The 14,183-nt window shown below is 64.2% G+C and carries 15 protein-coding genes; 8 read left to right on the plus strand and 7 right to left on the minus strand.

What is annotated here, in order from left to right:
* Positions 1 to 97: 97 nt before the first annotated feature.
* Entirely contained in the window at positions 98 to 2,566 is a 2,469-nt protein-coding gene (locus LK12_RS05855; protein WP_039281556.1) for a ligase-associated DNA damage response DEXH box helicase, read from the plus strand.
* A 21-nt stretch (positions 2,567 to 2,587) separates the two neighbouring features.
* On the opposite strand, the gene LK12_RS05860 is transcribed toward LK12_RS05855, so the two are convergent.
* From LK12_RS05860 to LK12_RS05880, 5 genes are all read right to left on the minus strand, one after another.
* On the minus strand, positions 2,588 to 3,016 hold the full coding sequence (locus tag LK12_RS05860) for an ExbD/TolR family protein (RefSeq protein WP_039281559.1): 429 nt from the start codon (positions 3,014 to 3,016) through the stop codon (positions 2,588 to 2,590).
* 152 nt (positions 3,017 to 3,168) lie between these two features.
* Positions 3,169 to 3,603, minus strand: a complete 435-nt coding sequence (locus tag LK12_RS05865; protein ID WP_039280679.1) for an ExbD/TolR family protein — start codon at positions 3,601 to 3,603, stop codon at positions 3,169 to 3,171.
* A gap of 29 nt (positions 3,604 to 3,632) precedes the next feature.
* Positions 3,633 to 4,166: an ExbD/TolR family protein gene (locus LK12_RS05870; RefSeq protein ID WP_197063480.1), complete on the minus strand. Its 534-nt coding sequence runs from the start codon at positions 4,164 to 4,166 to the stop codon at positions 3,633 to 3,635.
* Positions 4,167 to 4,283: 117 nt separating this feature from the next.
* Positions 4,284 to 5,057, minus strand: a complete 774-nt coding sequence (locus LK12_RS05875; RefSeq protein WP_039280684.1) for a MotA/TolQ/ExbB proton channel family protein — start codon at positions 5,055 to 5,057, stop codon at positions 4,284 to 4,286.
* A gap of 65 nt (positions 5,058 to 5,122) precedes the next feature.
* Positions 5,123 to 5,779: an energy transducer TonB gene (locus tag LK12_RS05880; RefSeq protein ID WP_039280686.1), complete on the minus strand. Its 657-nt coding sequence runs from the start codon at positions 5,777 to 5,779 to the stop codon at positions 5,123 to 5,125.
* A 344-nt stretch (positions 5,780 to 6,123) separates the two neighbouring features.
* On the opposite strand from LK12_RS05880, the gene LK12_RS05885 reads away from it, so the two are divergent.
* Complete coding sequence (locus LK12_RS05885; RefSeq protein WP_039280688.1) at positions 6,124 to 6,969, plus strand: hypothetical protein; 846 nt, start codon at positions 6,124 to 6,126, stop codon at positions 6,967 to 6,969.
* Positions 6,970 to 7,055: 86 nt separating this feature from the next.
* Positions 7,056 to 8,363 carry a homoserine dehydrogenase gene (locus LK12_RS05890; RefSeq protein ID WP_039280689.1) on the plus strand — a complete coding sequence of 436 codons (1,308 nt, stop codon included), beginning with the start codon at positions 7,056 to 7,058 and terminating at the stop codon, positions 8,361 to 8,363.
* A 27-nt stretch (positions 8,364 to 8,390) separates the two neighbouring features.
* Here LK12_RS05890 and LK12_RS05895 read toward each other — a convergent pair whose 3' ends face one another.
* A complete protein-coding gene (locus LK12_RS05895) occupies positions 8,391 to 8,741 on the minus strand; it encodes a hypothetical protein (RefSeq protein WP_039280692.1) in 351 nt (116 codons plus the stop codon).
* Between the two features lie 171 nt (positions 8,742 to 8,912).
* On the opposite strand from LK12_RS05895, the gene glpX reads away from it, so the two are divergent.
* On the plus strand, positions 8,913 to 9,896 hold the full coding sequence (gene glpX, locus LK12_RS05900; RefSeq protein WP_039280694.1) for a class II fructose-bisphosphatase: 984 nt from the start codon (positions 8,913 to 8,915) through the stop codon (positions 9,894 to 9,896).
* A 170-nt stretch (positions 9,897 to 10,066) separates the two neighbouring features.
* Complete coding sequence (locus tag LK12_RS05905) at positions 10,067 to 11,002, plus strand: ribose-phosphate pyrophosphokinase (RefSeq protein ID WP_039280696.1); 936 nt, start codon at positions 10,067 to 10,069, stop codon at positions 11,000 to 11,002.
* A 37-nt stretch (positions 11,003 to 11,039) separates the two neighbouring features.
* Here the strand turns inward: LK12_RS05905 and LK12_RS05910 are convergent, their stop codons facing one another.
* Positions 11,040 to 11,984: a helix-turn-helix domain-containing protein gene (locus tag LK12_RS05910; RefSeq protein WP_039280697.1), complete on the minus strand. Its 945-nt coding sequence runs from the start codon at positions 11,982 to 11,984 to the stop codon at positions 11,040 to 11,042.
* A 168-nt stretch (positions 11,985 to 12,152) separates the two neighbouring features.
* On the opposite strand from LK12_RS05910, the gene LK12_RS05915 reads away from it, so the two are divergent.
* From LK12_RS05915 to LK12_RS05925, 3 genes are read left to right on the plus strand one after another with little or no spacing between them, the layout of a single operon-like run.
* On the plus strand, positions 12,153 to 12,935 hold the full coding sequence (locus tag LK12_RS05915; protein ID WP_039281563.1) for an inositol monophosphatase family protein: 783 nt from the start codon (positions 12,153 to 12,155) through the stop codon (positions 12,933 to 12,935).
* 12 nt (positions 12,936 to 12,947) lie between these two features.
* The gene (locus tag LK12_RS05920; RefSeq protein WP_039280699.1) at positions 12,948 to 13,385 is read left to right on the plus strand and encodes a gamma-glutamylcyclotransferase family protein; all 438 of its coding nucleotides are present in this window, start codon (positions 12,948 to 12,950) and stop codon (positions 13,383 to 13,385) included.
* A 24-nt stretch (positions 13,386 to 13,409) separates the two neighbouring features.
* The gene (locus LK12_RS05925) at positions 13,410 to 14,171 is read left to right on the plus strand and encodes an SDR family oxidoreductase (protein ID WP_039280702.1); all 762 of its coding nucleotides are present in this window, start codon (positions 13,410 to 13,412) and stop codon (positions 14,169 to 14,171) included.
* Positions 14,172 to 14,183: the final 12 nt, after the last annotated feature.

A 14,183-nucleotide genomic window follows, 5' to 3' on the forward strand; every position in this document is an offset into this window, starting at 1 on the left:
AGATGGGCACGTTCGCAAGGGACCGCCTTTCGTGAAGGCCGTTTATATGCTCCACGCATTCCATGATGCGGCACTCCAGATCTGCAGGCAGGCGCCCATGACCGAAGCGGGCAAGGTTCCGCCCGAGATCGGCGCGTGGTTCGATGCGCGCAGCTGGCGCGTGCGCAGGCATCAGGCGCAGATGCTCGCCGCTGCCGATGCCGGCAAGCACGCCCTCCTCGTCGCGGATACGGGTGCAGGCAAGACCCTGGCCGGGTTCCTGCCGACGCTGGCTGCATTCTCCCCCAGCCGCCTTGGCAAAGATCCGGTGCCTGAAGGGTTGCACACCCTCTATGTCTCGCCATTGAAGGCCCTTGCGCACGACGTGCAGCGCAACCTGATTGCGCCGATCGAGGAAATCGGGCTGCCCATCCGGGTCGAGGCGCGCAGCGGGGATACCCCTTCCGATCGCAAGGCGAGGCAACGCGCCAGGCCGCCGCACGTGCTGCTCACCACGCCGGAATCCCTGTCGCTGCTGCTCAGCTACCCGGAGGCGCCCCAAATGTTCGGCCGCCTGCAGCGTGTCGTGATCGACGAGGTCCATGCCTTCGCCACCGGCAAGCGCGGCGACCTGCTGGCGCTTTCCCTGAGCCGGCTTCAGGCGCTCAGTCCGGGCCTGCAGCGCGTCGCGCTTTCGGCCACGCTGGCCGATCCCGATGCCTATCGTGGCTGGCTCGCGCCATGGGGGGACATCGACAGCGTAGCTCTGGTCGAGGGCGAGCCCGGAGCCGACCCGCAACTCGATATCCTGCTGCCGCAGGAAGAGCGCATCCCGTGGAGTGGCCACGCGGCGACATGGGCGATCCCGCAACTGATCGAACAGATCAGGGCGCACCGCACGACGCTTGTCTTCACCAACACGCGGTTTCTTGCCGAATACATCTTCCAGGAACTGTGGGATGCCAACGAGGGCAACCTGCCCATCGGCATCCACCACGGCTCGCTTTCGAAGGAAGCACGCCGAAAAGTGGAAGGCGCGATGGCGCGCGGCGAGTTGCGGGCGTTGGTCTGTACTGCCAGTCTCGATCTCGGCATCGATTGGGGGGACATCGATCTCGTCGTGCAGATGGGCGCGCCCAAGGGATCCTCGCGCCTCCTGCAGCGGATCGGGCGCGCCAACCACCGGCTGGACTGCCCTAGCGAGGCGCTGCTGGTACCGGGAAACCGCTTCGAATTTCTCGAAGCCTTTGCCGCCCAGCAGGCGGTGCGAGAAGGCCAGCGCGATGGTGAGACGTTCCGGCCGGGAGGGCTCGACGTGCTGGCACAGCATGTCATGGCTGCCGCCTGCGCAGGCCCCTTCCGCGAGGCGGAACTGTTGTCACAGGTGCGGTCATCGCTGGCGTATGCCTGGGTCGACGAAGCCGTTTTCGCGCGTGTGCTCGATTTTGTCGCGACAGGCGGTTACGCGCTGCGTTCCTACGATCGCTTTCGCCGGATCGTGCGCGAAAAGGACGGCTCCTGGCGCTTGACACATCCGGAGCATGCCGCGCGACATCGGCTCAATGCCGGCATCATCGTCGATGCCGAGATGCTGGACGTGCGCTTTCGCAACGGCCGCTCGCTGGGCAAGGTCGAGGAAGGCTTCGGTGCCAGTCTGGAACCGGGCGATACGTTTCGCTTCGCCGGCATGGATCTGGAGGTGGAATCGCTCAAGGACCTGGAATTGATTGTCAGGGCCGCCAAGCGTTCGGCGACGATCCCGAGCTACATGGGACAGCGCATGCCGATCTCCACGCATCTGGCCGACCGGGTGCGCGAGATGCTTTCCGACCGGGCGGGCTGGGCGCGCTTTCCCGATGACGTGCGTGAATGGCTGGAAGTGCAGGATTGGCGTTCGCACCTGCCGGCGCCCGGACGGCTGCTGGTCGAGAGCTTCCCTCACCGCGATCTCGCCTACACGAGTTACTACACGTTCGAGGGTTGGCCGGCGAACCAGTCGCTGGGCATGCTGATCACGCGGCGGATGGAGGAAAGAGGGCTCGGCCCGCTCGGTTTTGTCGCAACCGACTACACGCTTGTGGTCTGGGCGCTCAAGCCGGTGGACGATCCCGCCGCGCTGCTTTCGCCCGATATTCTCACGCATGAGTTCGTCGACTGGGTGCAGCAGAGCTACCTGCTGCGTCGTGCCTTTCGCGAAGTGGCGGTGATTTCCGGTCTCGTCGAGCGGCAACAGCCCGGCAAGCGCAAGTCGGGACGGCAGGTGACGTTCTCCACCGACCTCATCTACGACGTTTTGCGCAAGTACGAGCCCGATCACCTGTTGATAGAAGCCGCCTGGGCCGATGCCCGCGCACGCATGACCGACGTGGCGCGGATCGGCGATCTCCTGGACCGGGCCGCCCGGGAAATCGATCATGTACGGCTGGAACGGATCAGTCCGCTATCCGTGCCGGCGCTGTCGATGATCGGGCGTGAAAGCCTCCCCTCCGGTGCCGCAGACGACGACTTGCTGGCCGAGGCGGAAAGCCTCGCCTCGATGGCGATGCGTCTCGATCCGGCGGACAGTGACGAAAGGGAGGGGGATTAGGCATTCGGATAACCGGTCCCGTCACTTCCCGAAATCACGATGCCTTTCGTTCCCTACGAATCCGAAGCGAGTCACGCCCGCAGCCTTGATGGTGTTCAGGACGCGCGCGGCCAGTGCATAGCTGGTATCGGCATCCGGTTCGAACTGCAGTTCCGGCTCGATCGGCATTCGCGTTGTCTGGTGGAGCAGGCCGGCGAGTTGCGCGGCCGTGATCGCCGTTCCGTTCCACTCGATCGTGCCGTTCGCGGTAAGAACGATCTTGTTCTTCAGCTGATCGGGATGGACGGGACCGGGCTTGCCCTGGACGGGCAGGTCGATATCGATGCTGTTGGTCGCTGCCGGTATCGTGATCACGAACATGATCAGCAGCACTAGCATCACGTCGATGAGCGGCGTCGTGTTGATGGCGGCGATGGGGCTTGTGGACGGGGTGGACGCGGCAGAATGCATGAGCATGTCCTCTCTGACTGCTCCGCGCCTGTCCTATCCTTAGTGCCGGCGGGCCGATTTGCCAATCCGGTCCCGCATCGGGCGACAAAAAAGGGGCGGATTGCTCCGCCCCTTTTGGGTTCGACCTGCGAGAGGTCTGATGCTTGTCCCGTCTACTTGCCGAATTCGGCGAACTGCTCGTTGCCGACGAACCCGAACTTCGAGACTTTCGAGGCCTTGATGATCTGCAGCACCTGGGCCGAAAGGTCGTAGCTGGCGTTCGGCTCGGGCTGGAACTGCAACTCGGGCTCGGGGTCCATGCGGGTCGTGGCCTGCAGGGTGTCGAGCAGCCGAGCGCCGTCGATCTGCGTGCCGTTCCACAGGATCTCGTTGTTGACCGTGAGCACGACCTTGTTCTTGACCGGATCGATCGGCGGGGGCGTGTCCGTCGGAGGGGTCGCCACCGGCAGGTCGATGTCGATCGAGTGAGTCGCAACCGGGATCGTGATGATGAACATGATGAGGAGAACGAGCATGACGTCGATCAACGGCGTCGTGTTCATCTCCATCATCGGCGAGCCATCGTCCTTGCCGCCTGACATTGCCATGGAAAGTTACTCCTGTTCCTGCCTGAACGTCACGCGTTCGGATCGATCGGGTTGGTGATGAAGCCAACCGTCGGATAGCCCGAAATCTGGACGTTGTAGATCGCGCCGGCGACGCACCGCCACGGAGCGTTGACGTCGCCGCGGATGTGCACCTGCGGGATCAACTCCGGGCTGTTCATCAGGGCCTCGGGGCCGCCTGCGCGCTTCACGATCGCGTCCAGACGCTTGAAGGCCTTGTCGCGCAGTTCTTCTGCAGTGACCGGCGTGATATTGTTGAAGTAGATGCGGCATTCGCCGTTGCGCGACGCGCCGGCATAGCCTGGCTCGCCAGCACTGCGTCCGGCCTCGTCGGTGGTCGAGACGGTGAGAAGGAGGTTTTCGACCTTGTCCTTCGATTCAACGGCCACGATGACCGGGATGTGCAGCTTTTCGATCGTCTGGATCGCGACAGGAACCGCGATAAGGAAGATGATCAGCAGCACCAACATGACGTCGACGAGCGGCGTCGTGTTGATGTCGGACATCGGTGTTTCAGCACCGCCTCCGCCCGTGGATATCGCCATAGTCTTATCCTAATTCTTGCGTTGCCTTGGGGATGGCGGCGGGTTGCATGCATTGAACCGCCGCCGACCCCTTGCGGGAGCGGAACCGGGCGGGCCGGTTCCGCAAGCCCGTGCTCCTTACGGCTTGGCCGGAGCAGCAGCCGGCTTGGCCGGAGCCGGCTTCGCAGCCGGGGCAACGGTGGTGTTTGGCTTGACCGCGCCGCCCGAGGCGATGTTGGCGAGGACGTCGGTCGAGAAGCCGGTCAGCAGTTCGGCGATCCGCTTGTTGCGAGCCTGCAGGTAGTTGTAGGCAAGCACGGCGGGAACGGCGACGAGCAGGCCGAGCGCGGTCATGATGAGAGCTTCACCGACCGGACCGGCGACCTTGTCGATCGAGGCCGAACCGGCAAGGCCGATGGCGATCAGGGCGCGGTAGATACCGACGACGGTACCGAACAGACCGACGAACGGTGCGGTAGCGCCCACGGTGGCGAGGAAGGGCAGGCCGCCGGCGAGGCGAGCGTTGATCGAAGCTTCCGAACGGGCCAGCGAGCCGTGGAGCCAATCGTGCGATTCGGTCGGGTCCTTGAGCTTCGAGGCTTCTTCCTCGGCCTTCACGCCGTCATCGACGATCTGGCGCCATGCACTGTTCTTCTCGAGCTTGGTGGCGCCTTCCTTGAGCGTCGGAGCCTTCCAGAACGAGGTGCGGACGGCATTGAACTGACGAAGAATCTTCGACTGTTCGAACCATTTGGTGAAGAGGATGTAGAAAGAGCCGAACGACATGATGCCGAGGATCACGACGGTGGCGTAGGCGATGAAACCGCCCTGTTCGAGAGCTTCAGCGAAGCCGAACTTGTTCTGCGGTGCGGCGGCTTCGCCGGCAGCGGCAAGAATATCAACGATAAGCATGCGATTTACCTCTCAAGAAGAATGCAGGATGGACCGGGACCAGCTGACCCGGTCGAGCCGTCAAGTTAGTTAAGCCTGTACACAATCGCGGTCGAGTAGGTGCCCGTGGTCGGGTTGCCCGCGTCGTTCAGCGCAGGGTCGAAGCGCGCGTAACGCTCCATGCCCTCGCACGCTGCCTCGTCCAGGTCCGGACTGCCACTCGAACTCGTGACCGAGCAGGAACTCACGCGACCGTCAGTGTTGATCGTGACGCGAACGCCGACGCGGCCTTCGCGACCTTCACGTGCTGCGCGGGTCGGGTAGTTCGCCTGAATGCGGCCAGCCCAGCTGCTCATGCGCTTGGGCGACGCACCCCGGGCCTTGGACGGCGGCGGTGGTGGCGGCGGCGGCGGCGGGGCCGCGGTCGGAATCACGACCGGCGGCGGCGGCGGCGGCGTGATGACCGTCTGCACCGGCGGCGGAGCCGGAGCAATGTTGATCGGCGGCGGCGGCGCCACGATGGGCGGCGGCGGCGTTTCCTCCTTAGGAGGCGGCGGCGGAGGTTCCTCCTTGGGCTCCTCCGGTTCCTTGATATCCACTGTCGTCACTTTGTTGATGACCTTCTTCGCCGCCTCATAGGCAAGGCCCGTGACGAGCGCATAACCGACGAAGACATGGATCAGCGCGACAATGACAAGCGCGGTAATTTTGTTACCGCTCATTTGCTGGTCAGCGTAAGCCATTCAGACCCTTCACTCCATTACCTAGCCCCGGACAAGTCCAAGGGCGCCCATGGGCACCCCCCGGAGGCGGTGCCCATGACGAAACTCGAAATTACCCACCCTGACGGCTGACAGTCCACCTACCGCACGTGAGCGACAGGCAAGCGAACCGTGGGGCATTTTTGTGTTTTAGCCCCTTTTCGCGAGTTTCCTTAGCGGTGATGCCCCCCCTGCGCAACGTCTTATCGGCCTTGCAGGAGTTAACGTGCGATTCAGGGGCGGGCGTGCCAAACGAAAGTCACGCGATTTTGTGCCCGTTCCGGACCGGTCTATAACCTTCGACATTTCCACGGAGATTGTCCTTCATGTCACCGAAATCGAAGCCAGTTCTGGCGATTCTTGCCGGGGCAACGCTTGCTTTTCACGCGCTTCCCGCGCACGCCCAGACGGTCGGGGAGACCTCCTCGCAGCCGACCTATGCCGACATTGCAGACCTAGCTGATTCGGCAGGTGTGGTTGTCCTTGCCCAAGTGAAGAAAATGCTGCGCGTCGAGGATGAGCGGGCGCCCGGACTGCGGCCGGGCTACGGCCGTTTCTATATCGAGGCGGAGACGAAATCACTGCTCACCGGCAGTGCACCCTTGGGCGAATCGGTGAAGTATCTCGTCGATGTGCCGCTCGATTCCCGTGGCAAGCCGCCCAAGCTCAAGAAGACCGATGTCTTCCTCTTCGCGCGCGCGGTGCCCGGCCGTCCCGGCGAGTTGCAACTGGTGACCCCGACTGCCCAGCGGCCCTGGAGCGAGGCCGGCGAGGCGCGCCTGCGCGGCATCCTGAAATCGCTCGTTTCGTCCGACGCCCCTGCCGAGGTCACCGGCGTGCGCGAGCTCTTCTATGTCCCCGGTAACCTTGCCGGCCAGGGCGAGACGCAGATCTTTCTGACCACCAAGGATGGGTCCGCTGCATCAATCACGGTCCGCCATCAGCCCGGCAGTCCGCCGGCCTGGGGCGTGTCGTTCTCCGAACTGGTCGCGGACGTCGGCAATCCGCCACAGCGCGACACGCTGACGTGGTACCGGCTTGCCTGCTTCCTGCCCAACTCCCCGCCGCCCGGTGTCAACGTCTCCGAGGGTTATTCGGCCAAGCAGCAGGCGGAAGCCGACTACCGCATGGTGCTCGGCGAATTGGGCGTCTGCGAACGCCACATGTCGTGACCGCCCGGCCTCGGGGACGGCGCGGCGCGAAGGCGCTGGAAATTCGCCCGCACCTGCCCTAGGGCGCGCTCCCGAAAGGGAGCATTATGGCTGAACCGCTCAACATAGCACTTGCCGGTCTGGGTACCGTTGGCACCGGCGTCGTCCGTCTCATCGAGACCAATGCCGAGCTGATCGCCCGGCGCGCCGGACGCCCGATCCGCATCGTCGCGGTAAGCGCACGCGATCGTAGCAAGGATCGCGGCGTGGACCTTTCGCGCTACGATTGGGAAGACGATCCGGCGGCGATGACCGTGCGCGAGGATGTCGACGTAGTGGTTGAACTCGTCGGCGGCTCGGATGGACCGGCGCTAACTCTGGTGCGCGGTGCTATCACCCATGGCAAGGGGCTGGTCACTGCCAACAAGGCGATGATCGCACATCATGGCCTGGAGCTAGCCGCGGCTGCGGAGCAGGCCGGGGTTGCGCTCAAGTTCGAAGCGGCCGTGGCAGGCGGCATTCCCGTCATCAAGGGGTTGAGCGAAGGCGCCGCGGCCAATGCCATCGACCGTGTCTATGGCATCCTCAACGGCACCTGCAATTATATCCTCTCCACCATGGAAGACACCGGCGCGGACTTCGGCGATGTGCTCGCCGATGCGCAGCGTCTCGGCTACGCCGAAGCTGACCCCACCTTCGATATCGAGGGGGTCGACGCCGCCCACAAGCTTTCGATCCTGGCGGCTATCGCTTTCGGGGCGCGGCTGCGTTTCGACGCCGTGGAAACGATGGGCGTGTCGCGCGTCAAGGCCGCGGACATCGAGCAGGCGCGGGCCCTGGGCTACGTCATCCGGCTGATCGGTACGGCCGAGATCGACCGTAGTGGCGGTTCGCCCAGCCTCTTCCAGCGCGTGCGCCCGCACCTCGTGCCTTTCGGCCATCCGCTGGCCCACGTCGATGGTCCTACCAATGCCGTGGTTGCCGAGGGCAATTTCATGGGGCGCCTGCTGTTTCAGGGCGCGGGTGCCGGCGACGGGCCGACGGCCAGCGCCGTTGTTGCCGATATCATCGACATCGCTCGCGGCGAGAAGGGTGCCACGTTCTCGATGCCGGCTGGTGAACTCGAGGCCATGGAGCCGGCGCTTACCGGCCATCGGCTCGGCCGATCCTATATCCGTTTCACCGTCCATGACCGTCCGGGCGTGCTGGCGGAGATCACGGCGGCGATGCGCGACGCCAACGTTTCGATCGAGAGCCTGATCCAGAAGGGCGATCCCGACAACGACGGTGAAGTGATCCTCGCCATGGTGACGCACGAGGGGCCCGAAAGCGCAGTGAGCGAAGCCATGCGCATTCTTGAGGGCTCGGACAGCCTGGCGGCGCAGCCTTTGGTGATGCAGATCATCGGCGAGTAGTGCGCCGGCGCGAAGCCGATGGCGCTGTCAGGGCGCGCGCATTTCTCCCTTGGCTATCTTGTCGGCATCAGACCCGACGGGCGCCTCTGGGATCGAAGAGAGGTCGATGAGATAAGGCTGTTCCGGCGGGCATGGCGGGACGAGGCACATCCCGCCCATGGTCGCCTTGCCCTTGAAAATACCGCCCCCGGCCACGTCCGGCGGATGCAGCCGGCCGTCGTCCAGCGCTTCTGCCGAATTGGGATCGGAATCGGCCGTCGACGGGATCCGGAACTCGTCCTCGTCGGGAGCGCAGACCGTGATCTCGCCCTGCTTGATGGTCCGCAGGCAGTGGTTGCGCGACCTGTCGGGCGTGATCCGCCCTCCGGCGGACATCATTTTTTCCGCGATCGCCCGATCGGCGTCGCTGGGTTGCGGGGTGGCCTGGGCTATCGCCGGGGCGGGTGTAATTGCTGCAATAGCGAAAAGAAACGTCCAGCTTCTCGACAATCCGACATCCTCTGTCTAAGCGGTCCAAACCTTTCCTCCCTGGATTAATCCGGAGTGAACATGTCCAAGAAGCCGACTCCTGCAAGTAAAGTCCTCGACCGCGTCCTCGTACTCGAAATGGTTCGTGTTACGGAAGCCGCCGCCATCGCCGCATCTCATCTCGTCGGGCGGGGCGATGAAAAGGCCGCCGATCATGCCGCTGTTGAAGCCATGCGCAAGGCCTTTGACGAGCTTTACATCGACGGCACCGTCGTCATCGGTGAAGGCGAACGCGACGAAGCGCCCATGCTCTTCATCGGCGAGAAGGTCGGCGGTGCGCCCGACAAGGGCCCCAAGATCGACATCGCACTCGATCCCCTCGAAGGTACGACGATCACGGCCAAGGCCGGTCCGAATGCCCTGGCCGTGCTGGCTGCGGCCGAGGAGGGGTGCCTGCTCAACGCGCCTGACGTCTACATGGACAAGATCGCGGTCGGCCCCGGGTATCCGGACGGCGTGATCGATCTCGCCAAGTCGCCGACCGAGAATGTCAAGGCCGTGGCCGCGGCGAAGGGCGTCAAGCCGGAAGAGATCATCGTCTGCGTGCTCGATCGCCCGCGTCACGAGGCCCTGATCGCCGAACTGCGGTCGCTGGGCTGCGGTGTCGTGCTGATCGGCGACGGCGACGTGGCCGGCGTCATCGCGGTGACCGACGAAAACACGACCATCGATATGTACATGGGCTCGGGCGGTGCACCCGAAGGCGTGCTGGCTGCTGCCGCGCTTCGCTGCGTGGGTGGCCAGTTCAATGGCCGGCTGCTGTTCCGCAACGACGACGAGCGCGGCCGCGCCCGCAAGTGGGGCATCGACGACCTCGACAAGATCTACAAGCTCGAGGAACTGGCCAAGGGCGATTGCATCTTTGCTGCTACCGGCGTGACCAGCGGCTCGTTGCTCGAAGGTGTCAAGCACCTCAAAGGCGGCAAGATGACCACCGAGAGCGTGGTGATGCGCGCAAGCTCGGGAACGGTGCGCTGGATCAAGGGCGAGCATCGCGATACCTGATCGCGCGCGCCGCTTGTAAAAAGGCATTGCTGGCCGGGTCCGGGGCGTCCGGATCCGGCCTTCGCTTGTCCGGCTACCGGTGAAAACCTTTCGCGCTCTATTGCAATCGCGTGACGCAAGGCTAGAGGCGGCGCCATAATCCAGCACCTTCGGCCGTTTGGGGATTCGCCATGAAGATCATGTCCGGCAACAGCAACCTTCCGCTCGCGCGCGCCATCGCCGGGTATCTGGAACTGCCGCTTACCGACGCGAGCGTCCGCCGTTTCGCGGACGAAGAAATCTTCGTCGAGATTCACGAGAACGTGCGCGGCGAGGACGTCTTCGTGGTCCAGCCGACGAGCTACCCGGCCAATGACAACCTGATGGAACTGTTGATCTGCATCGATGCACTGCGCCGCGCCTCGGCCAAGCGCATCACGGCGGTGGTTCCCTACTTCGGTTACGCCCGCCAGGACCGCAAGCCCGGGCCGCGCACGCCGATATCGGCCAAGCTGGTGGCCAACCTGATCACCGAAGCCGGCGCGGACCGGGTGCTGTCGGTGGACCTGCACGCCGGGCAGATCCAGGGCTTCTTCGACATTCCGACCGACAACCTCTTCGCCGCGCCGGTGATGGCGGCAGACATCCAGGCGCGTTACGGCGACCAGTCGCTGATGGTCGTCTCGCCGGACGTAGGCGGCGTGGTGCGTGCGCGCGCACTGGCAAAACGTCTCGACAATGCGCCGCTGGCCATTGTCGACAAGCGTCGTGACCGTCCGGGCCAGTCGGAAGTGATGAACATCATCGGCGAGGTGAAGGGCCGGGCCTGCATCCTCATCGACGACATCATCGATTCGGGCGGAACCCTTTGCAACGCCGCGCAGGCGCTGATGGACGAGGGCGCTGCGAGCGTCACCGCCTACATCACCCATGGTGTCCTTTCCGGCGCCGCGGTCTCGCGCGTCAGCAATTCGGCGCTCAAGGAACTGGTGATCACCGATTCGATTCAGACCACCGAAGCAGCCCAGCAATCCGACCGTATCCGCGTTCTGACGATCGCACCGCTGGTCGGTGAAGCGATCCGCCGCATTGCCGACGAAAGTTCGGTGTCGAGCCTGTTCGACTGATCGCAGGTGTGCGGGGGTATCCGCCCGCTGCCTGGCCTTATTCCCAGGGCCGCGACTGGCCGGGCTTGATCCGCTTGAGTGCTTCCAGCCTTCGTGCCTGGCGCGATTCGAGCGCAAGCGTCATCAGTGGTTGCGGTGTCGCCACGAATTGACGGGGCGACATGCCGAACAGGGCCGTGAACTCGTGGATGAGGTGGCTTTCGTCGTAATAGCGTAGCGCGATTTCGTCGCCTTCCTCCGAATCGGCTACGCCGCGCAGGTGGCTGGCCATGTCGAGCGCGCGGGCGCGTCGCAGGACCTGCTTGGGTGACATGCCGAAATCGCGATTGACAACGCGTTCCAGTTTCCGCCGTTCTACGCCGCACAGTTCCGCCGCGTCGCCCACGGTGATGCCCGGATCGGCGAAGGCTATCTCCTCGAATCGCGACGACACCGGGTCGGGTAGCGCCCCGTCCATGTGTTCGACTCGTTTTCTGACCAATGCCTCGAGTGTCTGCAGCCAGTCTTCTGGCGAAGCGTCTGGCGGGAGCATCTTGAGCAGCCGGTCGGATGGCATGGCGACCGTGCCCGTCGGCACGAGGCGATCGATGAACTCCCCCACGCGCGGTCCGCACAACGCGTTGCAGCCGCCGGGACGGATGCCCACGCCGACGCTGATAAAGCTTCCGGTCACGGTGACAGGCATGCGTTTGGACTGAGGGCCGAAAAACAGGGCTTCGCGTCCCATCTCCTCGTGCCCAGTGGCCGTTTCGGCCGTCCATGCTCCGGCGAGCTGGACACGCACGAAAGCGATATCGTTGAACAGGCCGCACGACAAAGTGTAGTCTGCGGGCGCTATAACTTTAGTTACGTAAAGGCGAGCGACCCACGGCGCGAGGTCGGGAGCCGGCGCGCGGTTATAGGAAAGCGGTTGCCCGTCCCTTGTCACTCCTTGTTCCGGCATGATCGATGTATCGACGGCCGGACGGTTCTTTTCGTTCATGCCCCACTCTTGCCGCGTCCCTGGCGAGTTCGATTACTTGTAACTGTGCAAGTTCGCAACTTGGGAAAAGCACACATACTTATGTGGTTGCCCACCATTTTCTTGCAAGCTGATCGCCTGTTGAGAGAAACCTTGACCCAAATGGCCGTAAATGGGCACAGCGTCGACATGAGGATCGAACAGGACATCGCACTCGCCGTCAGACTTGCCGATGCAGCCGGCAATGCCGTGCGGCCCCATTTCCGCAGCGGCCTGAATGCCGAGCGCAAGGCAGATGCAACACCCGTGACCGAGGCCGACCGGGCCGCTGAAGAGGCGATGCGGCGCATCCTTCAGGCAGAAGCGGCGCGCGATGCCATCATCGGAGAGGAGTTCGGCACCCAGGAAGGCTCTTCGGGGCGGACATGGGTGCTCGATCCCATCGACGGCACGGTCTCTTTCATCGCCGGACGGCCGATTTTCGGCACGCTCATTTCGCTCCTGGTCGATGGCTGGCCCGTACTCGGCATCATCGATCAGCCGATTCTCGGAGAGCGCTGGATTGGAGCGAGCGGGCATCCCACACTGTTCAACGGCAAGCCGGTACGCACGCGGCCATGCCGTGAACTGTCCGAGGCCATGCTGGCGACCACCGGGCCACAATATTTCAACGATCACGAGGGCGACCATTTCATGGCCCTGGCAGCCAGGACCGATCACCGTCGCATGATGATGGGCGGAGACTGCTACAATTACGGGTTGCTGGCGAATGGGCAGATCGACCTTGTCTGCGAAGCGGGGCTCAAGCTGCACGACTGGGCCGCGCTGGTCCCCGTCGTGGAAGGCGCGGGTGGGACGATGTGCGACTGGAACGGCGAACCGCTCAACGCCGATTCGGAAGGCCATGTCCTGGCGATCGGCGACCCGGCCCGGCTGGAGGACGTCGTCGAAGCGCTTGCCTGCCATCACTGAGGCGGCAATCGGATGACCCTTCCACGGCGGCTGTTCGTATACGGAACGCTGCAACCGCAAGCGGCCACGCGAATGGGGGATTGGATCGCGCAGCGGCTCGTCCGATGCGAACCCGCGTCCGCGCCGGGACGGCTTTTCGCGGTACGCGGCGGCAATGGCTGGTTTCCTGCTTTGATTCCCCCGAGCGGCCAGGCGCGTGTCTCGGGGACGCTGTGCTGGCTGGATCTTGAACCGGGCGACCTTGCCCTGCTCGATCGGTACGAGGGACGCGAATATCGTCGCGTAGCGTCCCCGGTGCGGACGGCTTCCGGTCTTTCGGAGGCTGGGCAGCTGTACCTCTGGCGCATCGCCTTGCCGGACGAGGCGGAGGCGATTGCCGGCGGCGATTTCCTGGCATGGCTGCGCCGGACCGGGCGAAGGGCCTTTTCTACGCCGCGCAATGGCACTTGAAAGCAGTTCGTCGGTTAGGCCGGCATGACCCAGAAGACAGCTATCATAACCGGCGGCGGCGCCGGCATCGGACGCGGACTGGTCTTGCATTTTGCGGGGAGCGGCTGGCGTGTCGTCGCGCTCGACTGCGACGAGAAGGCGCTGGCGGAGCTTGAAACGCTGCTTCCCGGCTCGCAGATCCTGGCGATCGCTTGCGACGTCGGGATCGAGGAGGACGTGATCCAGGCTTTTCGGCGCATCGGCAATTGGACCGATGCCGTGCATCTGCTCGTCAACAATGCCGGGATTGCCGATCCCTATTGCGGTCCCCTGGAACAGCTTTCGCTGGAGAAATGGCGATCGTGGATCGACGCGAGCCTTACCGCCGCGTTTCTGTGCTCTCGCGAAGCGCTTTCTCTGCTGCGGGCAGGAGCACCCTCGGCCATTGTAAATATTTCCTCCACCCGCGCGCTGCAGTCGGAGCCGGATTGTTTCGCCTATGCTGCCGCCAAGGGCGGGCTTTGCGCTCTGACGCACGCCATGGCGGTGAGCCTCGGGCCGCAGGTTCGAGTCAATTCCGTGCTTCCCGGCTGGATCGAGACCGGCCCCTGGCAGCGGGCCGATCGCCGGCAGGATCCGGCCCACTCGCAGCAGGATCGTGCTCAGCACCCCGTCGGCCGGGTCGGCAGGGTCGAGGACATCGTCGAGGCCGTCGCCTGGTTGGCGGGAGAGAGTGCAGGGTTCGTCACCGGGCAGGAGATCGTAGTCGATGGCGGAATGACGCGGCGCATGATCTATGCGGAGTGAGCGCAGGAGGTA

Origin of the sequence: Novosphingobium malaysiense (assembly GCF_000802225.1) — a bacterium.
GTDB classification, from domain to species: domain Bacteria; phylum Pseudomonadota; class Alphaproteobacteria; order Sphingomonadales; family Sphingomonadaceae; genus Novosphingobium; species Novosphingobium malaysiense.